Annotated in this window: 19 protein-coding genes; 10 read left to right on the plus strand and 9 right to left on the minus strand. The window is 57.3% G+C overall.

The features are described from left to right. The first annotated feature begins 2 nt into the window (after positions 1–2). The 3 genes from dld to NR195_RS11440 all read left to right on the plus strand — a co-directional run bounded on the left by dld (position 3) and on the right by NR195_RS11440 (position 6,094). Positions 3–1,706 (plus strand): D-lactate dehydrogenase, encoded by a 1,704-nt coding sequence (gene dld / locus NR195_RS11430; RefSeq protein ID WP_256844533.1) that lies wholly within the window; start codon positions 3–5, stop codon positions 1,704–1,706. A gap of 290 nt (positions 1,707–1,996) precedes the next feature. After that, the gene (locus NR195_RS11435) at positions 1,997–3,394 is read left to right on the plus strand and encodes an OprD family outer membrane porin (protein ID WP_163640581.1); all 1,398 of its coding nucleotides are present in this window, start codon (positions 1,997–1,999) and stop codon (positions 3,392–3,394) included. A gap of 48 nt (positions 3,395–3,442) precedes the next feature. Continuing rightward, positions 3,443–6,094, plus strand: coding sequence for a beta-N-acetylhexosaminidase (locus NR195_RS11440; protein WP_256844534.1), 2,652 nt, complete (start codon positions 3,443–3,445; stop codon positions 6,092–6,094). 472 nt (positions 6,095–6,566) lie between these two features. Here NR195_RS11440 and NR195_RS11445 read toward each other — a convergent pair whose 3' ends face one another. The 3 genes from NR195_RS11445 to NR195_RS11455 form a co-directional block, all read right to left on the minus strand. Then, positions 6,567–9,014, minus strand: a complete 2,448-nt coding sequence (locus tag NR195_RS11445) for a DUF3772 domain-containing protein (RefSeq protein ID WP_060679796.1) — start codon at positions 9,012–9,014, stop codon at positions 6,567–6,569. A 226-nt stretch (positions 9,015–9,240) separates the two neighbouring features. Further along, the gene (gene pbpG, locus NR195_RS11450) at positions 9,241–10,188 is read right to left on the minus strand and encodes a D-alanyl-D-alanine endopeptidase (protein ID WP_010669685.1); all 948 of its coding nucleotides are present in this window, start codon (positions 10,186–10,188) and stop codon (positions 9,241–9,243) included. Positions 10,189–10,366: 178 nt separating this feature from the next. Beyond that, entirely contained in the window at positions 10,367–10,954 is a 588-nt protein-coding gene (locus NR195_RS11455) for a Yip1 family protein (RefSeq protein ID WP_010260296.1), read from the minus strand. A 205-nt stretch (positions 10,955–11,159) separates the two neighbouring features. Between NR195_RS11455 and NR195_RS11460 the strand changes: the two genes are divergently transcribed. The 4 genes from NR195_RS11460 (at position 11,160) to NR195_RS11475 (ending at position 16,912) form a co-directional block, all read left to right on the plus strand. Then, a complete protein-coding gene (locus NR195_RS11460; RefSeq protein ID WP_033771195.1) occupies positions 11,160–11,741 on the plus strand; it encodes a DedA family protein in 582 nt (193 codons plus the stop codon). A gap of 231 nt (positions 11,742–11,972) precedes the next feature. Then, positions 11,973–13,787 (plus strand): glycoside hydrolase family 15 protein, encoded by a 1,815-nt coding sequence (locus NR195_RS11465; protein WP_256844535.1) that lies wholly within the window; start codon positions 11,973–11,975, stop codon positions 13,785–13,787. 214 nt (positions 13,788–14,001) lie between these two features. Further along, positions 14,002–15,123: a L,D-transpeptidase family protein gene (locus NR195_RS11470; RefSeq protein WP_010260287.1), complete on the plus strand. Its 1,122-nt coding sequence runs from the start codon at positions 14,002–14,004 to the stop codon at positions 15,121–15,123. A gap of 187 nt (positions 15,124–15,310) precedes the next feature. Beyond that, complete coding sequence (locus tag NR195_RS11475) at positions 15,311–16,912, plus strand: inorganic phosphate transporter (protein ID WP_256844536.1); 1,602 nt, start codon at positions 15,311–15,313, stop codon at positions 16,910–16,912. Positions 16,913–16,933: 21 nt separating this feature from the next. On the opposite strand, the gene NR195_RS11480 is transcribed toward NR195_RS11475, so the two are convergent. The 4 genes from NR195_RS11480 to NR195_RS11495 all read right to left on the minus strand — a co-directional run bounded on the left by NR195_RS11480 (position 16,934) and on the right by NR195_RS11495 (position 21,131). Further along, positions 16,934–18,121, minus strand: coding sequence for an MFS transporter (locus NR195_RS11480; protein WP_010260279.1), 1,188 nt, complete (start codon positions 18,119–18,121; stop codon positions 16,934–16,936). A 70-nt stretch (positions 18,122–18,191) separates the two neighbouring features. Then, positions 18,192–19,142, minus strand: a complete 951-nt coding sequence (dusC, locus tag NR195_RS11485) for a tRNA dihydrouridine(16) synthase DusC (protein ID WP_250488676.1) — start codon at positions 19,140–19,142, stop codon at positions 18,192–18,194. Positions 19,143–19,144: 2 nt separating this feature from the next. Continuing rightward, positions 19,145–20,521, minus strand: a complete 1,377-nt coding sequence (gene rhlE, locus NR195_RS11490) for an ATP-dependent RNA helicase RhlE (protein WP_033779545.1) — start codon at positions 20,519–20,521, stop codon at positions 19,145–19,147. Between the two features lie 217 nt (positions 20,522–20,738). Next, complete coding sequence (locus NR195_RS11495; RefSeq protein WP_031594396.1) at positions 20,739–21,131, minus strand: YbhQ family protein; 393 nt, start codon at positions 21,129–21,131, stop codon at positions 20,739–20,741. A gap of 179 nt (positions 21,132–21,310) precedes the next feature. Here NR195_RS11495 and NR195_RS11500 point away from each other — a divergent pair, with 179 nt between their 5' ends. The 3 genes from NR195_RS11500 to NR195_RS11510 are packed head-to-tail and all read left to right on the plus strand — an operon-like array spanning position 21,311 to position 24,278. Beyond that, positions 21,311–22,072 carry an endonuclease/exonuclease/phosphatase family protein gene (locus NR195_RS11500; RefSeq protein ID WP_022626009.1) on the plus strand — a complete coding sequence of 254 codons (762 nt, stop codon included), beginning with the start codon at positions 21,311–21,313 and terminating at the stop codon, positions 22,070–22,072. After that, on the plus strand, positions 22,069–23,313 hold the full coding sequence (gene clsB / locus NR195_RS11505) for a cardiolipin synthase ClsB (RefSeq protein ID WP_010260263.1): 1,245 nt from the start codon (positions 22,069–22,071) through the stop codon (positions 23,311–23,313). Before NR195_RS11500 ends, clsB begins: the two co-directional genes overlap by 4 nt. Then, entirely contained in the window at positions 23,313–24,278 is a 966-nt protein-coding gene (locus NR195_RS11510; protein WP_086905457.1) for a lysylphosphatidylglycerol synthase domain-containing protein, read from the plus strand. Before clsB ends, NR195_RS11510 begins: the two co-directional genes overlap by 1 nt. Positions 24,279–24,328: 50 nt before the next feature. Here the strand turns inward: NR195_RS11510 and NR195_RS11515 are convergent, their stop codons facing one another. Both NR195_RS11515 and NR195_RS11520 read right to left on the minus strand, forming a co-directional pair. Further along, positions 24,329–25,036: a Bax inhibitor-1/YccA family protein gene (locus NR195_RS11515; RefSeq protein WP_010260256.1), complete on the minus strand. Its 708-nt coding sequence runs from the start codon at positions 25,034–25,036 to the stop codon at positions 24,329–24,331. Between the two features lie 245 nt (positions 25,037–25,281). Further along, a complete protein-coding gene (locus NR195_RS11520) occupies positions 25,282–26,376 on the minus strand; it encodes a DUF1615 domain-containing protein (protein ID WP_010669679.1) in 1,095 nt (364 codons plus the stop codon). Between the last annotated feature and the right edge of the window lie 24 nt (positions 26,377–26,400).

Consider the following 26,400-nt stretch of genomic DNA (forward strand, 5'->3'; position numbering starts at 1 on the left):
TCATGATACAAACCTCTGCCCTGCTTTCTGACCTGCGCCGCCTGGTCGGCCCCACCCATCTGCTGACTGAACCTGAACAGACCGCGCGCTATCGCAAAGGCTTTCGCTCCGGCGAAGGCGAGGCGCTGGCGGTGGCGTTTCCCGGTACGCTGCTGGAGCTCTGGCGGGTACTGCAAACGCTGGTGAATGCCGATGTCATTATCCTGATGCAGGCAGCGAATACCGGCCTGACCGAGGGCTCGACGCCACATGGCGACGATTACGATCGTCCGCTGGTGATTGTCAGCACCCTGCGGCTGGACAAGCTTCAGCTGATCGACGAAGGCCAGCAGGTGCTGGCGTTCCCGGGCAGCACACTCTACCAGCTGGAAAAAGCGCTGAAGCCGCTGGGGCGTGAACCCCACTCGGTGATTGGCTCCTCCTGTATTGGTGCCTCGGTGCTGGGCGGCATCTGTAATAACTCCGGCGGATCGCTGATCAAGCGCGGCCCGGCCTACAGTGAAATGGCGCTGTTTGCCCAGATTGATGCGCAGGGAAAACTGAAGCTGGTGAACCATCTCGGTATCGATCTTGGGACGTCACCGGAAGAGATTCTGGGGCGACTGGATGACGACCGCTGGCAGCCCAAAGATGTGCAGCACGATGGCCGTCACGCCTCCGATCATGAATATGCCGACCGGGTTCGTGAAGTAGATGCGGATACGCCCGCTCGTTATAACGCCGATGCGCGTCGCCTGTTTGAAGCCTCCGGTTGTGCCGGAAAACTGGCGGTCTTCGCGGTGCGACTCGATACCTTCGCCAGCGAACCGCAGCAGCAGGTGTTTTACATCGGCACCAACGAGCCCGGCGTTCTCAGCGATATCCGCCGTCACATGCTGGCGCATTTCACCCATCTGCCGGTGGCGGGCGAATATATGCACCGCGACATCTATGACATTGCGGAAGTCTACGGCAAAGATACCTTCCTGATGATCGACAAGCTGGGCACCGACAAGATGCCGCTGTTTTTCACGCTCAAGGGGCGGGTTGATGCCTGGCTGAGCAAACTCTCTTTCGTTAAACCGCACTTCAGCGATCGCCTGTTGCAGCGCCTGAGTAGACTGTTCCCGGCGCATCTGCCGAAACGCATGAAGCAGTATCGCGACAAATATGAACACCATCTGATGCTGAAGATGTCTGGCGACGGCGTGGCGGAAGCGCGTAACTATCTGCGCGACTACTTCCGTGAAGGCGGTGGCGAATTCTTCGAGTGTGAAGGCAAAGAAGGTGCGCACGCCTTTCTGCATCGCTTCGCAGCGGCGGGTGCGGCGGTGCGCTACCACGCGGTGCATTCTGATGAGGTCGAAGATATTCTGGCGCTGGATATCGCCCTGCGTCGTAACGACGCGGACTGGTTCGAAACCCTGCCCGATGAGATCCGTGCCTCGCTGAGCCATCGTCTCTACTATGGTCACTTCTTCTGTCATGTGTTTCATCAGGATTACATCGTCAGAAAAGGTGTCGATGTGCATGCGCTCAAAGCGCATATGCTGGAGATTCTTCAGGCGCGGGGCGCGGAATATCCCGCTGAACATAACGTCGGACATCTTTATCAGGCCAAACCGCAGCTGGCGGCGTTCTATCGCCAGCTCGATCCCACCAACAGCTTCAATCCTGGGATTGGCAAAACCAGTAAGCAAAAGGGATGGGCGGTTAAGCAGGTTTAATCGCCTTATCGGTCAGCCTGCTTATCTGAGCAGGCTGATTGTCAAACAACCGGGAGGCCCGTTCGCCCCCCGACTTCCCGTTGCAGCGGCCCTGCTAATACCTAACATCTTTATCAAAAATCAATTTTCATTAACATATTGCACTTTCTTTATTTTCTATCTTTGGTTCTGTGCAATACCTCACAAAACATCCTGCTACTAATTGATAATTCGCGTCGCGAAAAATATATTATCACCACAAAAATAATGATGTAAGTAAGCATTTGGCTTTCATTCAGGGAGGAATGATCATGCGAAAAATTAATTACGCGTTAGCGTTAGTTGAAATAGCCACCGTATTAATAGAGTTAACTGCAATAAGTTCATCACCGGCTTACGCCAGCGGATTTATTGAGGACTCATCGCTTAAAGGTAATGTTTTTTACTGGCAGCGTCAGCGAGATCGCAGAGACACCGATCCCGCCAGTGAATATCAGGGGCAGTATCGGGCTAATTTACATCATGCCTCGCTCAACAGTAATCTCGACTATCAGTCAGGCTATGCCGGAGAGTGGATTGGTCTGGACCTCGCGATTTTCGGTGCTGCTGAGCTTTCCAACAGCGGCCCCGCCGCACCCAATGAAATTGGCTTCAGTAAGGCGCGTACCCGCTGGGATGAAAAGTGGAATGGCGACAGCGGCGGTGCTTCTGTTTATAAAGCCGCACTGAAATTAAAATATAACGATTACTGGTTGCGTGCCGGTTATATTCAGCCAACCGGCCAGACAATTATTGCGCCACACTGGAGTTTTTTACCCGGAACTTATCGCGGCATCGAAGTCGGTGCGCTGTATGATTTCCAGCAGGCTGGTACATTATCGCTCTCCTGGATGTGGAGCGACAAATATAAAGCGCCCTGGTATCGTGATTTATATAATTTTCGCCAGGCTGATGGCAAAACATCTGTCAGCTACCTGCATTCGTTCGGTATGAAATATGACTTCAAAAATAACCTGGTGCTTGAGGGCGCATTTGGCCAGGCGGCGGATTATATGGATCAATATTTTGCCAAAGCCTCGTGGTCAGCCACGCCTGGCGGCAATGCACTCTACACCAGCTATCAGTTTTACGGCGCACACGACAAAGTATCGGATGGTGCCGCTAATCCGCGTGATGTCTATGACGGCCTGGCCTGGTTACAGGCGATCACGGTCGGCTATACCGTCGGCCCGGTTGATCTGCGCCTGGAAGGCAGCTGGGTCAAAGCAGAGGGGAATCAGGGCTTCTTCCTGCAGCGCATGACGCCAGGCTACGCCAGTTCCAATGGCCGACTGGATATCTGGTGGGATGCCCGTTCCGACTGGAACGCCAATGGCGAAAAAGCGATCTTTGCCGGGGCGATGCTCGACTTAACGCCGTGGCAACTGGCGGGATGGAAAGTGGGCGCATCGTACGTCTGGGGCTGGGATGCCAGACCCGCCACGCTGCTCACCGTTGACCAGAGCCAGCGGCTGAAAGAGTCCGCCTGGAACCTTGATCTGATCTATCAAATCCAGCAGGGCCGCGCCAAAGATACCCTGTTTAAACTGCATTACACCCGCTACGACAACCACAGCAATCTGCCCAGTTACAGCGGCGGTTACGGCAACATTTTTCAGGACGAGAAGGACATCAAATTTATGGTTATCGTGCCGTTTACGCTGTTCTGACGCCCTGCAGACTCCCGGATATTTCTTCAGCAGCAAGGATGAATCAATATGTTTAAGTTAAGCCTTATCGCGCTCACTCTGCTGGGCGCTGCAGCCACAGGCCACGCCAGCTCGTCAGCGCAGCAGGTGGTGAATCAGATCAGCCAGTTTGGCGTCACTTATCAGGTGAACGATAATCAGGCCGCCCTGCATGGCACCGACTGCGCTGCGCTGGGTGCCGACTATGCCGCCTGCAATCGCGCCACCATTACCCTGACCAATAACGGCCCAGCCCTGACCGACAAACACTGGGCAATCTACATGAGCAACGTCCACCAGACGCTGCGGGTCGATAACGAACAGTTCAAAATGACCCATCTGGTCGGCGACCTGACCCGGCTGGAGCCGACTGAGAGGTTCACCGGCATTGGCGCGGGCGAATCGGTGCAGATTCCGATCGTTAACGAATACTGGCAGCTGTTTGCCACGGATGTGATGCCGCGCTGGTATGTGACGTCCGGGCAGGCCACCCCCAAAATTATTGCCAGCACCGATCATGAAGATCCCAGCCAGTTTGTGTTGCCGTTGGGGGATAACTGGCGTCGCAGTGCCGATGACCGGAATATCCTGATGCAACCCGCCAGTCGGTTTGATAAAAACAGCGATGTTGCCACCCTGCCCGCTTCCGCGCTGCGCGGTCAAATCACACCCACGCCGCTTGAGGTGAAACTGCGTCCGCAGGATGCCGATCTCAGCCGTGGCGTCAGTCTGTCTCTGACCGGGCTGACCCGTGAAACCGGTGAGGCGGTGAAGCAGCGTCTGGCCCTGCTTGGTCTGAAAGAAGATCCTGATGGATTTGCCATCAGGACGCAGATCAAACCGGGTCACTTCAGCGGCAAACAGGCTAAACCAGGCGCATACGATCTGGATATCACTCCCCGCCGCGCCATTGTGGTGGGCTACGATGCTGCCGGTGCGTTCTACGGTCTGATGTCGATTCTCTCGCTGATACCCACCGAAGGCGCGCCGCGTATTGCCACGCTGGAAGCCCATGATGCGCCACGCTTTGCCTATCGCGGCGCGTTTCTTGACGTTGCCCGCAACTTTCACACTAAGCAGGCAGTGATGCGGCTGCTTGATCAGATGGCGGCCTGGAAGATGAACCGCTTCCACTTTCACCTCAGTGACGATGAGGGCTGGCGGATTGAGATTCCCGGCTTACCGGAATTGACTGACGTGGGGGCTAAGCGCTGCCATGACCTGAGCGAACAGCGCTGCCTGCTGCCGCAGCTCGGTTCCGGTCCGTTCAGCGATAACAACGGCAGCGGCTATTTCAGTCGTGCCGACTACATCGAGATTGTGAAGTATGCGCAGGCCCGTCACATCCAGGTGATCCCGGAAATCGATATGCCCGCCCATGCCCGTGCCGCCGTCATCGCCATGGAAGCGCGCTATCAGCGGCTGATGAAGGAGGGACAATCTGAACAGGCCATTGCGTATCGCCTGATCGATCCCACCGACGACTCCAATACCACCTCGGTGCAGCTCTATGATCGCACCAGCTATCTCAATCCCTGCATTGCGGGTTCACAGCGGTTTGTCGATAAAGTGATCGGTGAAGTTCAGGCGATGCACCGGGAAGCGGGACAGCCGCTCGACGTCTGGCATTTTGGCGGTGACGAAGCGAAGAATATCCGGCTGGGTGCTGGCTACTCGGATAAACGCGACCCTAAACCGGGCACCGGTCTGCGCGACTGGAGTAAAGAAGATCTGCCGTGGGCGAAATCGCAGGTTTGTCAGGCGCTGGTGAAGAGCGGCCAAGTGGACGATCTGGCGCACCTGCCGAGCTACTTTGCCCTGACCGTCAGTGACATCGTTAACCGACACGGTATTGGCAAAATGCAGGCCTGGCAGGATGGTTTAAAACATGCCAAAGATTCAGCAGCCTTTGCCACACCGCGCGTCGCGGTCAACTTCTGGGACACCCTCTACTGGGGCGGTTTTGACACAGCCAGCGACTGGTCACAGAAAGGTTACGACGTGGTGATCTCCAGCCCCGATTATCTCTATCTGGATTTTCCGTATGAAGTTAACCCGCTGGAGCGCGGCTATTACTGGGGCACGCGCTTCAACGACGAGCGCAAAATCTTTGGCTTCGCGCCGGACAACCTGCCGCAGAATGCTGAAACTTCGGTGGATCGCGATGGCAACTTTTTCAGCGCCAAATCAGAAAAGCTCTGGAGCGGTGCTTACGGCATTTCGGCCCAGCTATGGAGCGAAACGGTGCGCACTGACGCACAAATGGAGCACATGATCTATCCTCGCCTGTTTGCGGTAGCAGAACGAAGCTGGCACCGCGCCAGCTGGGAGCAGGATTACAAGGCGGGTCAGGAGTATGCGGGGGGTAAAACCCATCTGGTCGATCAGCAGGCGCGTCTGAATGACTGGCAGCGATTTGCCAATCTGCTGGGACAGCGGGAACTGGCGAAGCTGGATAAGGCGGGCATCGATTATCGCCTGCCGGTGCCGGGAGCCAGGATCGTTGATGGCATCCTGTCGATGAATGTGGCCCTACCGGGCGTTATGCTGGAGTACAGCCTGGACAAGGGCACAAACTGGCAGCGCTACGATGCCACCAGACCGCCGCAGGTCAGCGGTGCGGTGGCAATTCGCTCGGTGAGCCGTGATGGGCAGCGCACCAGCCGCGTTGAATCCCTGTAGCGCGTTAAATCCCTGTAGAAAGCGAAGTGTGAACGGGCTGAGAAGCCAGCGTTTGAATATGAAAAAGGCCGACAGAAGTCTAATGGCAGTCAGTTAAGCGACAGGGGATAACGCCGTCTGGTGCCGGGCAGGGGCTGGCGGTCCTCGCGCCGCTGCGCGGTTCCTTCACTTCATTCGCCTGCCTGACGGACCGCCGGGGATGGCACATCCTGTGCCGCCCCGCCTTTCGCCCGCGTCCTGCGGGCTCTCCTGGCAGACTCATTCTGTTCAGCGCTGCGGATTACCTGCCCCTGCCCGGCCCCAGCCTGCTCTGAAACTTCAGTGTGTATTGTTAAAAAGGGCACGATAGTGAAGGCCTGAGCGCCGCTGCTGCTCGCTCGCCCAGAAAAAAAGCTGCCACGTTTGACCGTGGCAGCCTTTACAAATCTGATCTTAACTGATCAGCATTAGACAGAAGTCGGCCCTTTCACACCTAAACCAGCTTCTCTTCGGGTACCGGCTCCGCTCCCGCCATCTGCTGACGGCGCTCGATAATCATGGTTTGCGGTGTGGAGAGCAGAATGCCCTCTTTACGCAGACGCGTCAGAATATCGAACAGCAGATCGCTCTTCGCCCCTGCGATCTGGCGCTGACCCGCCACGTTACCGGTGACGCTCAGTATAATTCCCTGCTGAGTCAGATCTTTAAACGAAACGGATGGCTCTGGCGTCTCCAGAATGCGTTCATTTTCGTTGTAGACCTCCAGCAGGATATCGCGCACTTTCGCCGGATCGATGTCGAGCGGGAACGTCAGCGTAATCGTGACCACCCCCTGCGCATTACCCATGGTGGCATTTCGCACGTTCTGCGAGATAAACTGCGAGTTCGGCACAATCACCGTGGATTTATCGCCCAGCTGGATCTCGGTGGCGCGCACGTTAATCCGGCGGATATCCCCTTCGATACCGCTGATGCTCACCAGATCGCCAACCTTCACTGGCCGCTCGGTCAACAGAATCAGCCCCGAGATAAAATTCTTCACAATCTCCTGTAAGCCAAAACCGATACCTACCGACAAGGCACTGACGATCCAGGCCAGCTTATTCCACTGCAGACCCATGATCGACAACGTCAGCAGGATGACCAGTACATAACCGATGTTGCTGAACAGCGTCACCAGCGACACCCGCATGCCCACATCCATGGTGGTTTTCGGCAGAAAATCAGTGTCGAGCCAGCGGCGCACCGTTCGCAGCACATAGATGCCGACGATCAGGCAGATAATCGCATTCACCATATGCGCCGGGACGATATTCAGGGATTCAAGCCCTTTACCGCCCCAGAACTCAATCACTTTTTGCAGCAGCTCAATCGGCGTTGAAGAGGCAAAGGTCCCGTTGACCAGCGCCAGCGCCACAACCAGCACCAGGAAGGTTTTACCGATGGCCGTCAGCAACGTAGCCGTTTGCTGCAGATGACGCTCATTGATGTTAAGCGAACTCTGAATACGGCGACCGGTTGCGTTACTGGTCGAGAACAGGCTCTCACAGCCATCGTTGAGCAGATGACTGAGGAAGTAGAACGAACCAAACAGCAGGCCGCACCAGATCACTTCATAACTCAGGAACCGCGCCAGCGTGACGTAACCGATGAGCAGCGACACCAGAATGGCGATGCCGGTCAGCGTCAGGCCCATCTGGATCAGTCCGACCAGCGTAGAGCGAGCCTCTGGTGGTGTGCCCGCCTGGGTCATACGGCGACGAACCCGGTTGGTGCGCATGCTGATCGCCAGCGCGGTAGTACCAATCAGCAGTGCCGTCAGCCCGTTGGCAAAAATGGTGGTATTCAGGCTGGTGCCGACGCTGTAGTTAAACGCTTCGACCGTCTGGAAGATAAAGACCAGCACGGCGGTAATCGGTGGAAACGGTTTTAACGCCATCGCCACTTCATTGGAGATGGTCGGTAAACGCCAGCTGGGGCGACGGGTAGAGAGGAAAGCGCGTCCCAGTCCGGCAATCAGGCCACAAAAGACACTGAGCCGAACCAGTTGATCCACAAAGTCCTGAACGTTTTCAGAAACCTCATCACGGCGGGTAAAGGCCAGGGCGATGAAGTTAAAGGTGAGGACGACAGCCACAAGGGTGGTCAGGGCTATCGCTGCCGCCAGGAAACTGCGGCGCAGCTTCCCTTCCGGCAGTTTGTGAATGCTGATCCAGGCCAGAAACTCTTCGCTGTAACGACGGCCAGCCGTCATTACCAGCATGGCAGCCAGCAGCCAGAAAACACTGCCCACGCGCCAGCCCGGCTCCCATGAGAGTGCCGCAGTGTCCTGCAACTCCTGCAGGAATTCACCGATTTTCTCGCCATCCAGATCCTGACTATTGAGCAGTGGTGACCAGAAGCGCGGCCCCAGAATGGTGCCGGAGTTCAGCGCCAGCTGGCTTTTCAGCTGATCGCGGCGCAGGTTAACAATCTGCGAGGAGAGCATCAGCGCGCCATTTTTAATGCCTTCGGCCTGTTTGATCTGGTCGTCGAGTTTGCTTTTCTGACTCTCCAGCGCGTTACGCTTGCGCGTCACTTCCGACGTCTCTTTTACGCCGCTGTCGGCTTTAGGTGCCGGCCCCAGAACCTGCAACTGGGCGTCCAGTTGCTGGCGATCGGGGAGCAGCGCCTGGCCCAGCGTGTCGGCACTGCCTGAGAGCTCAAGCGCCATTTCATTCAGCTGAGTCAGCTTGTTTTCGCCAGCATCAACGGAGACCTGACTTTTGATTTTATCGAGGATCTTCTGCATTTTCGGCAGTTCAACCGCAGCATTCAGCTTCGGCGGCGCATCCTGTTCCTGAGCAGCAGTGGCCTTATCATCCGCGGCCAGCGTCAGCGCCGGGGCAAACGCCACCAGCGCCAGCATTAACAATGCAAAAAAGGATCGTAGCTTAAACATATGAGTAAGATTCCGGCAGCTTAAATCAGGCGATCGTCCCTCGCCAGTCGCGCGTAGTGTAGGGCTTTGCAAGGGATGGCAATATAGGAATAACGGGCATTTTTCGGGCTAATTCGGTGCAGACAGAGGCGTGAAAATCGCTGTACGCCTCTGCCTGCATCATCCCGGATACCCGCTCAGCCTGCAGGTAATGCCAGTGTCCGCAGCGCGCAACACCGGCTATATTCTACTCAACGTCGGCGCTGCTGGCCCCATTACTGGCAACCTGGCCCGACTTCTGCTTTTTATAGGCCAGTGCGGCAGCCGGCACCGGCGCCGCTTTACCGGTCTCAATCCAGCTGCGCAGACGGTTAGCGTCGGCGAAGTGGGTATATTTGCCAAAGGCATCCAGCACCACCAGCGCCACCGGACGATTATTAATCATGGTGCGCATCACCAGGCAGTGGCCCGCCTCATCGGTGTAGCCGGTTTTAGTCAGCTGAATGTGCCAGTCATCTTTATAGACCAGATGGTTGGTGTTGCGGAACGGCAGCGCATAGCTCGGATGGGCGAACACCGCCGTCTCCTCTTTAGTGGTGCTGAGCGCGCCAAGCAGCGGATATTCCCGCGTCGCTTTGAGTAATTTAACCAGATCCTGGGCGCTGGAGACGTTTTGCGTCGACAGGCCGGTTGGCTCCACATAGCGGGTCTGTTTCATGCCCAGTGACCGCGCTTTCGCGTTCATCGCCCGGATAAAGGCGTTATAGCCGCCCGGATAAGCATGAGCCAGGCTGGCGGCGGCGCGGTTTTCCGAGGACATCAGCGCCAGCAGCAGCATATTCCGGCGGCTGATCTGGCTGTTGAGCTTAACGCGTGAGAATACACCCCGCATTTCCGGCGTCTGGCTGACATCGACGGTTATCATCTCGTTCATCGGCAGATGCGCATCCAGCACCACCATAGCAGTCATCAGCTTGGTGATGGAGGCAATGGGCCTGACCCGATCAGGGTGGCTGGAAAACAGCACTTTATTAGTCGTGAGATCGACAATCATCGCACTGCCAGAGGCGATCTGCGGCTGAGCAATCGGCGCCAGTTGCGACAGCGACGTCGTCGCCTGCGCCGGCAGTGAAACAATCTGCCCTGAAACGAGCAGCGCCAGCGAAAGCAGGGTAGAACGAATTTTTGCAGGCATCGTAGAAAAAACCCGGTTATGAATATGTACTGTGTCAGACCGACACAGGCCGCCCGCTTCAGTGAGGTCGGAGCGCGGGCTGGCGGCGATATCATACCCGTAAGGTTAAGAAATTTCCTGGTGAGAGTGTTTCCGGGCGTAAAAAGAGAACTGCCGCCAGAGCGGCGGCAGCGGTCGGTCAGAACAGATGCGGTCCATATCCCCACAGCACCACGGTTAATGCCAGTAACACTTCAAATACCAGCACGCCGATGGCCAGCGTTGAACCGGAAAAGCGCAGACTCTCTTCGCGGTCGATATTCAAAAACAGTGGAATACCGATATAGAGCAGATAGCCGGTGTAGAGCAGCGCCAGGGCGCCCGCCAGCACGCAGAGCCAGACCAGCGGATAGAGCGCCACCAGCCCGCTGAGAAACAGCGGCGTGGCCACATAGCCCGCAAACACCGTACAGCGCTGTACGCCGGGGCGCTGCGGATAATCACGTGCCATCCAGTGAATCACGCGTCCCATTACCGCGACGCCACCCAGAATAATCAGATAGAACAGAATGCCAAGCCCAATCCCGGTCAACAGGTTGAGTTGCACATATTGCCCCTCGCCCAGATTCCAGCCCAGCTGAGTTGTGCCGATAAAGGCGCAGATCACCGGAATCGCCGCCATCAGCAGAACATGGTGGGTGTAATGGTGCGATACGCTCTCATTCTCTTGCTTGATATGACGCATTTCCTGATTCGGATGCGCCAGCAGACCCCAGACATGATTCATAGATTCACTCCTCTGATGCAGTGGGCCGCCCGATGATGCATCCGTCTTTGGGGGCAGCGTCCTCTCAAGTATAAACGGCAGCGAAACTTTCGTGGTGATCGGACAAAAAAACAGCATAAATAAACGGACCCATGAGGCACGGGCGGAAGCGAAGCCAAATCGCGTATAGACTGGAAGAAACAGTCACTGAACAGGGAGGGTCATTTTGCATCTGGATATCAACGCATTAATTACGCAGTACGGTTATCTGGCACTTTTTATTGGCTGTATCGCCGAGGGGGAAACATTTACGTTGCTGGGCGGCGTCGCCGCGCATGAGGGGCTGCTGCATTACGTGGGAGTGGTGCTGGCCGCAATGGGTGGCGGTATTGTCGGCGATCAACTGCTCTACTGGGTCGGTCGCCGCTGGGGCACACAGATCCTGCGCCGCTTTAAAAAGCATCAGGATAAAGTGGTCAAGGCGAACCGCCTGATTAAACGCCGTCCCAGCCTGTTTGTGATTGGCGTGCGCTTTATGTATGGCTTTCGACTGATTGGCCCAATCATCATCGGGGCCAGCCGCCTCAATCCGATGAAATTTTTTATTCTTAACGTCATCGGGGCGGTCATCTGGGCGCTGATCTTTGTCACCCTGGGTTATTTCGCGGGCGGCATCATCGCGCCATGGCTGCATAAACTCGACCAGCATCTGAAGCATCTGCTGTGGCTGGTCGGCGCAGTGGTATTCGCTTTTGCGCTGCGCTGGGTGATCCGCCGCTGGCACAATCGTCGTGCCGATCAGGAATAAATGAACCACGGATTCGCCAGCAGACGCCACCCGCTATGAGAGTGAGCTGACCGGTGGTAAGGGTCGCCGACGCTGAGCAGCGCCAGGCGACCCTGCTGGCGATTTCCCATGTTTCACCCGCCCTCACCCCTTCCCTGCCTCATTCAACCGTACGTTAACCATCTGTGCCCAAACGAAGCCGCATCAGATGGCTCAGCTATAGTTAGGATGGACACTGACAGGGAGATGAGGATGAGTAAGGTAAAACGTAAGATTGAAGACCATGGCGTGATCGGAGATTTGCGCACCTGCGCACTGGTCGCGAATGATGGCACCATTGATTATCTCTGCTGGCCGGAACTCGACAGCCCGTCGGTCTTTGCCGCCCTGCTCGACAGCGATGATGCCGGGCTTTTCTCCCTGGCCCCTGACTGGCCCAATGCGCGACGTCAGCAGCTCTACCTGCCCGATACCAACATCCTGCAGACCCGCTGGCTGGATGATGAAGGCGTAGCGGAGATCACCGACTACATGCCGATTTGTGATGACAAGGACAAGCTGCCGCGTCTGATCCGGCGGGTCAAAATGGTACGCGGCAGCGCGACCTTTAGCCTGCGCTGTTCACCGCGTCACGACTACGCCCGGGCGCAGACCCGCGCAGAGGCGCACAACGGCTGTATCGATTTTCATGCCGAAGGCCAGCCGTCGCTGCGTCTCGCCGCCAGCGTGGTGATGACGCTGGAAGATGAAAGTGCTACCGCCCTCTTCACGTTACAACCCGGTGAACATGCGCAGTTTGAATTTGGCAGCGTGGATGATGCGCATATCGAAGCGCTGACCACCGAACACTGCTTTGAAGAGACGCTGAACTACTGGCGACGCTGGAGCGCCCACAGTAACTATCAGGGACGCTGGCGCGAAATGGTGCAGCGTTCGGCGCTGGTCCTCAAACTGCTGACCTCACATCAGCACGGCTCTATTGCGGCGGCAGCGACCTTTGGCCTGCCCGAAGAGCTGGGCGGTGAACGCAACTGGGACTATCGCGCCTCCTGGATCCGTGACGCCTCGTTCAGCATGTATGCCCTGATGCGGCTGGGCTATATCGATGAAGCCAAACACTTTACCCACTGGGTTGGTCGCTGCGTTGAAAACAGCCATCATGATGAGATGCGCCTGCAGGTCATGTACCGGCTGGACAGCGGCACCGAACTGCACGAGATGGAGCTGCTGAATCTCTCCGGCTATGCCGACTCCCGTCCGGTGCGCATCGGCAATGACGCCTGGCAGCAGACCCAGCTCGACATCTATGGCGAGCTGATGGATGCGGTCTATCTGGCCAATAAATATGGTGAGGCGATCTCCCAGCGCGGCTGGGAACATGTCGTCAAAATGATCGACTGGCTGTGTGAGAGCTGGGATCAGCCCGATGCCGGTATCTGGGAGATGCGCGGTGAACCGGAACATTTCCTGCACTCGCGTCTGATGTGCTGGGTGGCGATGGATCGCGCGCTGCGTCTGGGCATGAAGCGATCGCTGCCGATGCCTTATGAACGCTGGGATCGGGCGCGCCGGGAGATCCGCGAAGATATCTGGGCTAACTTCTGGAACAATGAGAAGGGTCACTTCTCTTCGACCCGTCATGGCGAATATCTCGACGCCTCAATGCTGCTGATGCCGCTGGTGCGTTTTGTGGGAGCCACCGACCCGGACTGGATTGCCACGCTGGATGCGATCAAAACCAATCTGGTCAGCGACGGTATGGTGCGCCGTTACAATACGCATGAGACGCCCGCCGATGGCCTGAAAGGCTCAGAAGGGTCGTTCGGAGCCTGCTCCTTCTGGTATGTCGAGTGTCTGGCGCGCGCGGGCCGGATTCAGGAAGCGCATTTTGAATTTGAAAAGTTGCTGAGCTACGCCAATCCACTGGGCCTCTACGCGGAGGAGTTTGACAGCCACGGCCATGCGCTGGGCAACACGCCGCAGGCGCTGACCCATCTGGCGTTAATCAGTGCCGCCTTTTTCCTGAACCGCAAACTCAGCGGCGAACAAACGCAGTGGCAACCTTAGTCAGGGATAACCCCGGAAAGCCCCATTTTTAGCGCCCTGCTTTACGGAAATGCGCTAACATCCGCGGTGAATTTACGTAAAGTATTGCAGGCAGGTTAAAATCCCGATTCACAACGTCAGATTAATGAACATATAATGCGCAGCAGGTCACATTGGCCAGCATGAATTCGACACACTGAACAGCCTGAAATATGGCGATAAAGAATTGTAAAATATGAAAATCATTCGCGCTTTCGCTTCAATCGCACTGGCTCTGGCGGCCTTCAGCCAGTCAGCCTTTGCTGTGGTTTACCCGTTACCGCCGGCCAACAGCCGTCTGATCGGCGAAAATATCGAAATTACTGTCCCTGAAGACAGCAAACTGCCGCTGGAAGCTTTTGCGGCGCAGTACCAGATGGGCCTCAGCAATATGCTGGAAGCCAATCCGGGCGTTGACGTTTATCTGCCTAAGGCTGGCAGCAAAATGATCATCCCACAGCAGCTGATCCTGCCAGACGCACCGCGTGAAGGCATTGTGATTAACAGCGCGGAGATGCGTCTTTACTACTATCCGAAAGGCAGCAAAACCGTGGTGGTGTTGCCTATTGGTATCGGTGAACTGGGTAAAGATACCCCGATTAACTGGACCACAGCGGTAGAACGTAAAAAAGATGGCCCGACCTGGACGCCAACCAAAGGCATGCATGCGGATTACGCGGCACGCGGTGAAACCCTGCCAGCGGTCTTCCCGCCAGGCCCGGATAACCCGATGGGCCTGTATGCGCTCTATATCGGTCGTCTCTATGCGATTCACGGCACCAACGCCAACTTCGGTATCGGCCTGCGCGTGAGCCATGGTTGTGTGCGTCTGCGCGCTGACGATATCAAATGGCTGTATCAGAACGTGCCGGTCGGTACGCGCGTACAGTTCGTTGATCAGCCGGTAAAAGCGACCGTGGAGCCAGACGGTTCACGTTATGTAGAAGTGCATAACCCGCTGTCGACCACCGAAGAGCAGTTCAACTCGCGTGAGCTGGTGCCGATTACGCTGAATCAGGCTGTGAGCAAAGTTCTGGTTGATGCCAGCGTCAATCAGGATCAGGTTAATGGCGCGATTCAGGGCCGTACCGGTATGCCAGTAAAAGTGAACGGCGTGGAGAACAACATCCAGACTGCGCCAGTTCCGATGCCGGAAAACCCGCAGGCTGTGCCACAGGAAGAGCCAATGACGCCGGTCACCTCTCAGGGTGCAAACAGTGATGCCGCGCAGCCACAGCAGCCGGCCACTGAGCCAGCCGCACCGGCCGCTCCGGTAACACCAGCAGCCCCTGCAGCCGCGGCCAATACCAGCTCGTAATTGCCGCCCTGCTTTCAGAAGCCAGCGCCTGTCGCTGGCTTTTTTATTGCCTGCGTTTCCGCGTTTTCCCGCGCACTCCGCTCAGAATGCCCCGTCCGACGATCATTAATCTGTCATATAAAGCGCGTATCACACTGCGTTGACCCGGTGCAAATCAGCAGCCGGCATCAGCCACCAGAGGTACACCATGAGCGAAAACAGTCTCTCCTCCTCATCAGCCCGAGGTCGCCCCGATTTCAACGGCAAAAATAGCCGTTTCAGTAAACCGCTGTTCTTTATTCTGCTGGTTGCCGGACTGGCGTTCGCTGGCCTCAATCTGGTCAGCGATGTTGAAGAGACCAATATGCCGGTCACCAGCTATCTGCCGTTCTTTCTGCTGGGGCTGGCATTGCTGATTGCGCTCGGCTTTGAGTTTGTGAATGGCTTTCACGATACCGCCAATGCCGTGGCGACCGTGATCTACACCCATTCGCTGACGCCCGGCATCGCGGTGGTCTGGTCCGGTTTCTGTAATTTTCTGGGTGTGCTGCTCTCCAGCGGCGTGGTGGCGTTTGGCATTATCTCACTGCTGCCGGTGGAGTTGATCCTGCAGGCCAGCAGCGGCAGCGGGTTTGCCATGGTCTATGCGCTGCTCTTCTCAGCGATTATCTGGAACCTGGGCACCTGGTATTTAGGGCTGCCGTCGTCGTCGTCCCATACGCTGATCGGCTCAATCATCGGCGTCGGCGTTGCCAATGCGATGCTGCACGGACGCAGCGGTCTGAGCGGGGTTGACTGGGATCAGGCATTGAAGGTCGGCTATGCACTGCTGCTGTCGCCAGTGGTCGGCTTTGTCTGCGCCGGGCTGCTGCTGTGGGTGATGAAACTGTTTATCCGCAATCGCCAGCTTTATCAGGCGCCGGAAAGCAATCAGCCGCCACCGGTCTGGATCCGCGGCCTGCTGATCCTGACCTGTACCGGCGTGTCGTTTGCGCACGGCTCTAACGATGGTCAGAAAGGGATGGGGCTGATTATGCTGATCCTGGTGGGCACCATGCCGATCGCCTACGCCCTGAATCGATCGCTGCCACCCGATCAGATCCCGCGCGTCGCGGCGCTGAACGAAGTGACCGCCCATCAGCTGCTGCAGCTGCAACCCGCCTCAGCCAATCCTCCACCGGCCCGTGAGGTACTGACCGGCTTTGTTGGCAGCAATAGCATGAATGCCGACGTGCTGCCCGCGCTGGCGATGACGCTGCGCGAAGTCGGCGATGAGATTCGTCGTTACGGTTCAATGGAAAACATTCCAGCTCAGGCGGTGACCAATACCCGCAACCAGATGTATCTGGCGTCAGAATCGATCAAGCATCTGCAGGGCGCCGAGGTCAGACTGCCGCAGGAGACGGAACGCAACCTTAAGGCAGTGAAAACGGAACTCGACAGCGCCACCCGCTTTATTCCGATGTGGGTGAAAGTGGTGGTGGCGATTGCGCTGGGACTGGGCACCATGGTCGGCTGGCGCCGGATTGTGGTCACCGTGGGAGAACGGATCGGTAAAACCCATCTGAGCTATGCCCAGGGCGCCAGCGCCGAACTGGTGGCGATGATGACCATTGGCGCGGCAGACGGTTTCGGTTTACCGGTTTCTACCACTCACGTGCTCTCATCCGGCGTAGCGGGCACTATGGCGGCGAACCGTTCCGGCTTGCAGCTCTCGACGCTGCGTAACCTGGCCGTCGCCTGGATTTTAACGCTGCCGGTATCTATTCTGCTCTCTGCCCTGCTCTACTGGGCGTTCAGCCATTTTTAACGGTCTGCGGCTTATCGTCATTCAGGCGATAAGCCGCTGCTGCCAGTAAAGCCGCAGGGTAATCAGCAGCGCTCCCAGCACCATCAACGCCGCCGCCAGATAGACTGACTGCATCCCCCAGTGTCCGATAAGCAATCCCGCCACCGGGCCGGTTAAGCCCAGGCCCAGATCGAGAAAAGCGGAATAGGTGCCCAGCGCAGAGCCCTGATCCTGGCGCTCAACCCGTTTAACCGCCTCAACGCCCAGCGCCGGAAAGACCAGCGAAAATCCGCTGCCGGTGAGGAATGCGCCCGCCCCTACCAGCCAGGCGCTGTCCGCCTGCCAGATAATCAGCAGTCCCAGGCACTCCAGCAGGAAAGAGAAGAGCGACACGCGCAGCCCGCCGAAACGGGTAATAAAGCGACCAAATCCCAGACGCACCAGCACAAACCCCAGGCTGAACAGCGTCAGCGCATAGGCCGCGCCCTGCCAGTCGCGGCTGGCAAAATAGAGGGTGATAAAGGTAGCGATAACGCCAAAACCGATGGTGCCGAAGCCCAGCGCCAGGCCATAGAGCCAGACGCGGGAGAAGACGCGGTGAAACGGAATGCGCTCGCCTACACTGACCGTCACCGCCGGTTTGCGGCTGGCCATCAGATAGCCCGCCACGCCCATCAGCGCAATCAGCCCGGCAAATCCACTCATACCAAATTCACTGTTCAGCAGCACGCCCAGCGGTGCACCGACGGCCATTGCCAGATAGGTCGCAACACCGTTCCAGGAGATCACGCGCGCGGTCTGCATTGGCCCAACGATGTTCATGCCCCACAGGGTTGAGCCGGTGCTGCTGAAGCTTTCACCTACGCCGAGAAACAGCCGCCCGATGGCCAGCAGCGCCAGACTCAGCCACGGCCAGCCGCTCAGCAGTGCGGCCACGATAGTCAGCACCCCGCTCATGCCGCAGCAGAGCAGTCCCAGCATCACCACCCGCTTTGGTCCAAGGCGATCGGCCAGACGGCCCGACTGCGGACGGCTGAGCAGCGTCGCAAAATATTGAATGCTGATAATCAGTCCGGCGATAAAGGAGCTGAAGCCAAGATGATTTTTGACGAAGCCTGGCAGCACGGCCAGCGGCAGTCCGACAGAGAGATAGCAGAAGAAAGTGAAGATAATAACAGAGAGGATTCGTTTGTTGAGCTGGCTGTTGCTCAACACAGCGGAGTCAGACATAGCAGGCAAGGGGTCCAGGAAATTTTTCCCACTATACCGTCAGGCCGCTAAGGGGTCGCCTGATTTTTTATCACAAACCATGAACATGTGCGTGACGATCAATCGCCTGTGCAATGTCGCCCGACGATTTTAACGCACGGATTTCGCTGAATAAGCCATCGGCTTCGCCATAGGCTTTGCGCAGATAACCGAGCCACTGTTTGATACGCGCCACGTGATAGAGGCCGGTATCGCCCTGCTTTTCCAGCCGGCTGTATTTCTGTAATAACCGCACCACATCAGGCCAGGCCATCGGTGGTTCGTTATATTTCACTACCCGGCTCAGGTTGGGGATGTTCAGTGCGCCACGGCCAATCATCAACGCATCGCAGCCGGTTACCGCCATACAGTGTTGCGCGCTTTGCCAGTCCCAGATTTCGCCATTAGCAATCACCGGAATGCGCAGCCGCTGACGAATGTCGCCAATCGCCTGCCAGTTGATCGCCTCTGCGCGATAGCCCTCTTCTTTGGTCCGCCCATGCACCACCAGCTCGCTGGCACCGGCCTGTTGCACCGCATCGGCAATCTCCAGACTGCGGGCGCTGGAGTCCCAGCCGAGCCGCACTTTCACCGTCACCGGCAAATCTGCAGGCACCGCTTCACGCATCGCTTTCGCGCCGCGATAGATCAGATCGGGATCTTTAAGAAGAGTTGCGCCGCCTCCGCTGCCGTTGACCAGTTTAGAAGGACAACCACAGTTGAGATCCACACCCCATGAGCCCAGTTCCACCGCACGTGCGGCGTTTTCGGCTAACCATTCGGGATGCTGCCCCAGCAGCTGCATACGCACCCGCGTGCCGGAAGGCGTGCGGCTGGCGTTATGCAGTTCGGGGCAGAGACGGTAGAAAGATTTTACCGGCAGCAGTTGATCGACCACGCGCAAAAACTCAGTGATGCAGAGATCGTAGTCGTTTACTTCCGATAACAGCTGGCGCACCAGTGAATCCAGCACGCCCTCCATCGGTGCCAGTAAAACCCTCATACTCAGACGTTTCCGGTACGCTTCGCTGCTGCCGGACGACGCGGACGGGCTGCGGGCCTATCGCCCTGAGGAGCGGCCTGGCTCTGACGACGCGCCTGAGGACGCTTTTCGCCGGATGAAGATGAGCGCGATGCGCCTGCACCCTGTCCGCCCTGGCTGCGACCACGGCCGCCGCCGCCACCTGCACCGCCGCGAGACTGCTGCTGACGACCGTTGATGATCGGCTCCGCTTTGATGCTCGGATCGGGTTCATAACCCTCAACGGCCAGACGCGGGATTTCACGCTTCAGCAGACGTTCGATATCACGCAGCAGTTTATGCTCATCGACGCAAACCAGCGACAGTGCGACACCGGTCGCAGCTGCACGGCCGGTACGGCCAATACGGTGAACGTAATCTTCGGCGACGTTAGGCAGCTCGTAGTTCACGACGTGTGGCAGCTCTTCGATATCCAGGCCACGGGCCGCGATATCGGTGGCAACCAGGACGCGAATACCGCCTGATTTGAAGTCGGCCAGTGCGCGGGTACGTGCACCCTGGCTCTTGTTGCCGTGGATAGCGGCAGCGGAGATACCATCTTTACCCAGCTGCTCGGCAAGGTGGTTCGCGCCGTGTTTGGTACGGGTAAAGACCAGCACCTGCTGCCAGTTGCCTTCGCCAATCAGCTGAGACAACAATTCACGCTTACGCTTCTTATCAACGAAAGCCACCTGCTGCGCGACCTGCTCGGAGGCGGTGTTGCGGCGAGCCACTTCAATCATTTCCGGGTTGGTCAGCAGTTTCTCAGCCAGGCCTTTGATCTCATCAGAGAAGGTGGCAGAGAACAGCAGGTTCTGACGTTTGGCCGGCAGACGTGCCAGTACGCGACGGATGTCGTGGATAAAGCCCATATCCAGCATACGGTCCGCTTCATCCAGCACCAGAATTTCGACCTGTGACAGGTCAACCGCATTCTGTTGTGCCAGATCCAGCAGGCGTCCAGGCGTTGCCACCAGGATATCGACGCCGCCACGCAGTTTTACCATCTGTGGATTGATGCTGACGCCACCAAACACCACCATGGAACGCAGCGAGAGATATTTGCTGTAGTCGCTGACGTTTTCGCCAACCTGCGCCGCGAGCTCACGGGTTGGGGTCAGGATCAGGGCGCGCACCGGGCGACGACCGCGGATGGGCGTGGCAGTGGCAGAGAGTTTTTGTAACATCGGTAAGGTAAAGCCGGCTGTTTTGCCGGTGCCGGTCTGGGCGCTCGCCAGCAGATCGCGGCCTGCCAGCACAACAGGAATCGCCTGGCGCTGGATAGGTGTGGGTTCGCTGTAGCCTTGTTCGGCGACCGCGCGCAAAATATCGGCACTCAGGCCGAGAGAGTCAAAAGACATTAAGTGATTTACTCCGGTCCGCTCTGACCGTGATTCACGGTGTAGTTTTCAGAGGGATAGTGACGCCAGCCAGGGCTGACGCGTGAAAAGGGCGCAAACTACGATGCGTAAGCGGGCGAGTGTAACAGCTTTAAGAGAAGTGTGCGAGATAGCTCACATTTCCTGACACAACTTAACCGCCTGAAAACAGGAAGGCCACCTTCCGGTGGCCTTCAACTTAACTACGTTTGTTTTCGATTCGTCGCGGTGGCTCTTTCGCCAGCAGCGAGACCAGCGCCGGACCCAGCAACATCACTACGCCGAGACACGCCAGCAGCAGGTTGTTGTGGTAAATCCGCGACACCAGGAACAGTGTCATCATGGCGGCGCCAAAGTAGTAAGTGGTGGTCGCTTCTTCAAGATAATCGCCGAGAGTACGTAAACGGGCAATGCGCTGTGTCACCAGCATGGCAACAAAAACCAGTGCGTACATCGCCACCAGCGTACTGCAGACATCAACCAGCGCTTTGTGCTTCCAGCCCCAGATCAGTGCAGCGATCACCAGCAGATGCATAGCAATATGCAACAACGTTTGACCCGTGATAATTTGAATACGATTAGACCATTTCATTCAGTTCTCCTGGCAGACCCAACAGGTCGCCCAAGTGCTACCGGCACAAGCCGGAAACGATTTCCTCAATGTAAAACAATTTTCGGATAACGCCCTAATTTTCGCCCTCTTTCACCACCCATTTGTGACAAAGACTACACTTTGATTCTATTGATGATGAAAAGGAGTGCGTCGCGAGTATGCCACAAAACAAGCAAGGATTTTCAATAAAAGTCCTGACGATCAATACACATAAGGGTTTTGCCCCTTTCAATCGCCGCTTCATCCTGCCCGAATTACGCGACGCCGTTCGCGCAACGGAGGCGGATGTGGTCTTTCTGCAGGAGGTGATGGGCACGCATGCCATCCACTCCCTTAACCATGAGGAGTGGCCCGATTCTCCTCATTATGAGTTTCTGGCCGACACCATATGGAACGATTTCGCCTATGGGCGTAATGCGGTCTATCCGGAGGGGCATCACGGCAATGCGGTGCTGTCTCGCTTCCCGATCGCCGACTATGAGAACCGGGATATCTCGGTGGCGGGCAGTGAAAACCGCGGTATGCTGCACTGCCAGATCGCCCTGCCCGAGCCGCACGGCACGCTGCATGTCATCTGCGTTCATCTGGGTCTGAAAGTGGCCCATCGTCACGCGCAGATGAAGAAAATATGTGAAATGGTTAACTCACTGCCGCCCGACGCACCGGTGGTGGTGGCGGGCGATTTCAACGACTGGCAGCGACGCGCCAATTCCATTCTGAAACATGGCGCAGGCCTGAAAGAGGTATTCAGCATGAAAACCGGACGCCCGGCGCGCACCTTCCCGGCGCGCTTCCCGATCCTGCGGCTTGACCGCATCTATGTCCGCAACGCCACCGTCAGTCATCCGTGGGCGCTGCCGCGCAAGCCCTGGTCCCATCTTTCCGACCATGCGCCGCTGGCGGTGGAGATTCACCTATGAATTTTAGCTGGCAGGAAGGCAACCGGCTGCTGTTGCTGGAAAATGGCGAAGCGTTTTTCCCGCGGGTCTTTGGCGCGATCCAGCGGGCGGAACGTACGGTATTAATCGAAACCTTTATTCTGTTTGAGGATGACGTGGGCAACGCCCTGCACCGCGAACTGCTGGCGGCAGCCCAGCGCGGCGTGCGGGTCGAAGTGATGGTCGATGGTTATGGCTCTGCCGAACTCTCCGACAAATTTGTTAACAGCCTGACCAGCGCTGGCGTGCGTTTCATCTATTACGATCCGCGTCCGCTGGTGATGGGGATGCGCACCAACGTTTTCCGCCGCCTGCACCGCAAAACCGTGGTGGTGGATGACGTGGTGGCCTTTGTGGGCGGCATTAACTTCTCGGCCGAGCACAACACCGATTATGGCCCGGAAGCGAAACAGGATTATGCGGTACAGGTCAAAGGCCCGGTGGTGGGTGACATCGCCCGCTATCTGCAACAGGCGATTGGCAGCGAACAGAATACCCGCCGCTGGTGGGGATCGCGCTCTCATCGTCCGGCGGTCAACGCCACGCCCGGCGATGCTCAGGTGCTCTATGTTTATCGCGATAACGACGAGCATCGCGATGACATCGAAGTCCACTACCTGGAGATGCTGCGCGAGGCGAAGCGGGATGTGATTATCGCCAACGCCTACTTCTTCCCAGGTTACCGGCTGCTGCGTGAGATGCGCAACGCCGCGCAGCGTGGCGTCCGGGTACGACTGATTGTGCAGGGCGAGCCGGATATGCCGATTGTGAAAGTGGGCGCGGAGCTGCTCTACAACTATCTGGTCGATGGCGGCGTTGAAGTCTACGAATATATCCGTCGCCCGCTGCACGGCAAGATCGCGGTAAAAGACGACTACTGGGCCACCGTCGGCTCCAGCAATCTCGATCCGCTCAGCCTGTCACTTAACCTTGAAGCCAATCTGATCATCCACGACAGGCCGTTTAACCAGACACTGCGTGATAACCTGGAAGCGCTGCTGGCCAACGATTGCCAGCGCGTGCAGGAAGATCGCTTACCGCCGCGCAACTGGTGGCAACTGAGTAAAAGCGTGGTGGTATTCCACTTCCTGCGCCATTTCCCGGCCATCGCTGGCTGGCTGCCGGCGCATACGCCGCTGCTGGCCCAGGTGGGTGAGCCGGTACAGCCTGAAATGGAGACGCAGGATCGCGTTGAAACTGATAACCCGGGAGCAAAATCCTGATGGCAAAAAAACATCCACGCTGGCAACTGGCGAAAAAAATCCTCACCGTGCTCTTTTTCATCGCGGTGGTGGTTCTGCTGGTGGTCTATGCCCGCAAAGTGAACTGGGAAGATGTTTATGACGTCATCGTTAATTACAACCGCTTTGTGGTACTGACCGCCGCCGGACTGGTGGTGCTGAGTTACCTGGTGTATGGCTGCTACGACCTGATTGGACGCGCCTACTGCGGCCATAAGCTGGCGAAGCGGCAGGTGATGCTGGTGTCGTTTATCTGTTACGCCTTCAACCTGACGCTAAGTACCTGGGTGGGTGGCGTCGCGATGCGCTACCGGCTCTATTCACGGTTAGGGCTGGATAGCGGCACCATTACCCGCATCTTCTCTCTGAGCATCGCCACTAACTGGCTGGGCTATATTCTGCTGGCGGGCGTGGTATTCAGTGCGGGCATGGTGTCGATTCCCAGCGGCTGGTTTATTGGTGAAACTACCCTGCGGCTGATTGGTGGCGCTCTGCTGGTGCTGGTGGCGATCTACCTCTGGGCCTGTGCCTTCTCAAAGCAGCGTCGCTGGACGATCAAAGGCCAGACGCTGCAGTTGCCCTCGCTGCGCATGGCGCTGCTGCAGTTTGCGGTTTCCTGTGCCAACTGGATGGTGATGGGGGCGATTATCTGGCTGCTGCTGGGACGAGACGTCGGTTATCCGATGGTGCTGGGCGTGCTGCTGATCAGCAGTATTGCCGGGGTAATCATTCATATTCCGGCGGGCATTGGCGTACTGGAAGCGGTCTTCCTGGCGCTGCTCAGCGGTCAGCACGCCTCGCATGGCACTATCATTGCGGCGCTGCTGGCTTATCGCGTGCTCTACTTTATCCTGCCGCTGCTGTTAGCGCTGGTGCTCTATCTGGGGCTGGAGAGTCGGGCGAAGCATCTGCGTCAGAAGAACGAGCAGAAGTTGCAGAAGTCGTAATAAAAAAGGGGAGGCGCAGACAGTGCGCCTCCCCCGCTACTCCCTCAGGCTTAACGGCGGTTGCCGAAAATCCGCAGCAGCATCAGGAACAGGTTGATGAAGTCGAGATACAGCGTCAGTGCGCCCATAATCGAGTAGCGACGCAGGTTTTCCGTATCGCGGGCATCGATCTGCTCACCGATATTTTTCAGCTTCTGCGTGTCATAGGCCGTTAACCCCACAAATACCACCACCCCGATGTAGGTAATCGCCCACATCAGCGCCGGGCTTTTCAGCCAGAAGTTCACCAGCGACGCCAGCACGATGCCAATCAGCGCCATAAACAGCAGGCTGCCAAAACGGCTGAGATCGCGTTTGGTGGTATAGCCGTAGAAGCTCATCGCGCCAAACATCCCCGCCGTGATAAAGAAGGTGCTGGCGATCGAAGAGTTGGTGTAAACCAGGAAGATACTCGCCATGGTCAGGCCGGTCAGCGCCGAATAGAGCATAAACAGCCCGGTTGCCACGGCCCCGCTCAGGCGATGCACCATGCCTGACAGGAAGAAGACCAGCCCCAACTGCACGATAATCAGTCCGAAGAAGGTGATGCGGTTAGCAAACACCAGCTCCATGATCGCTGGCGTGCGCGCAGCGTACCAGGAGACAAACGCCGTCAGTAACAGACCGCAGGTCATCCAGCCATAGACCTGCGCCATATAGGCTTGTAAACCGCGAGATGCGGATTGAACGATGGAATCATTTCGTGGATATCGGTCCATGATGCACCTCTTGTTAAACGGATTAGGACCGGCTCCACACAGGGAACCGGATGAATAACCTGGTCTGGCAGGCATACGTGGTTTCTGTTTCAGCCCGTTGGCCAGCGACAGCGCGACACAACCGCCACGGGCCCATACGGCCTTATGAGGATGCGCACAGTTCAGGGCCAGAATAACAATAAAAGTCGCCCGGAACTGGCTCTAAGTGTGGCACAGCTCAGCTCAACTGCGCCACAACATGCCGCTTAACGTCGCGACAGGCACTGCTGATAACGGCTGTCGACACGCTGCGCAAACCACGCCGTGGTGAGATTACGGGTAATTTTCGGGCTTTCCAGCTTGATGCCCGGCAGCATTTCACGCGGTAATTTTCGACCCGCCATTTTATCCGCCAGGGTAAAGACCTGTTTCCAGAGTTCGCTGTCGCTGAACGACGCTTTCTCCCCTTTCTCCAGATCGCGGCGAATGTCGCTGTTGCTCATATCGATCTGCTTCGACAGCGTGCGCACCGCCAGTTCGGTACCGCCCGCCGCATCCGATCCATAAAGAATCAGATCGCCATCCAGTGCCAGTTTCATGCCGGTGGCGCGCGACACCGCCGCCTGGAAGGCCGCATTGCGGCTGGCATACCAGCCCGCATTGTAGTCGGCAAAGCGGTAGAGCGGCTGGCTGTAGTCAGCCGGATAGCCGAGCAGGTGCATCGTCCCGAAGTAGATCCCGCCATGGCGGGTAAAGACTTCACGCCGGATGGTGCCATCGATCGGCCACGGGTAGCCTTTGGCGTGCGCTTCGGCAAACGCAATGCTGACCTGCATCGGCCCGCCGGTGTGGATCGGATTGAGATTACCAAACAGCGTCTGGCCCATCGGCACCATATCGATCAGGTCATCGAAAATAGCGCTCAGCTCTTTCTCACTGCGCACTTTGTCCAGCCGGGCGGCGTAGCTTTCACCGGTGGGCGATTTGATCTGTAGCGCGGTACGCACCAGGAATGCCGGGACGTGCACCTGCGCCGCACGGCGATTGATCTCGCCCCAGGCGATTTTTGGCAGACCCGGCACGGCGGCCTCGGCGCTGAAGTTGCTCTCCTGATCCGCCACGGCGATCACCGCGCAGAGGTTGCTGGCGCTGGGATCGATCTGCTGAGTGCGGAAGGTGGTGTAGATATCGTCGCTCCATGCCGCTTTATTGCTGACGTGCGACGGCAGCAGCCGCTGGATCTGCGCTTTGACATCTTCAGGCTGCCGCACCGGCGCCTCAGGGGTTTTCTTGCTGCTACAACCTGCCAGCACCAGTGCGGCGACCAGTGTCAGACGTTGCAGAATCGGGGTGGATGACATGCCTGTCCTCAGAATGAACCAAAG

This window comes from Pantoea sp. Ft-CA_14 (genome assembly GCF_024520875.1).
In the GTDB taxonomy this organism is placed as follows: Bacteria; Pseudomonadota; Gammaproteobacteria; order Enterobacterales; family Enterobacteriaceae; genus Pantoea; species Pantoea agglomerans.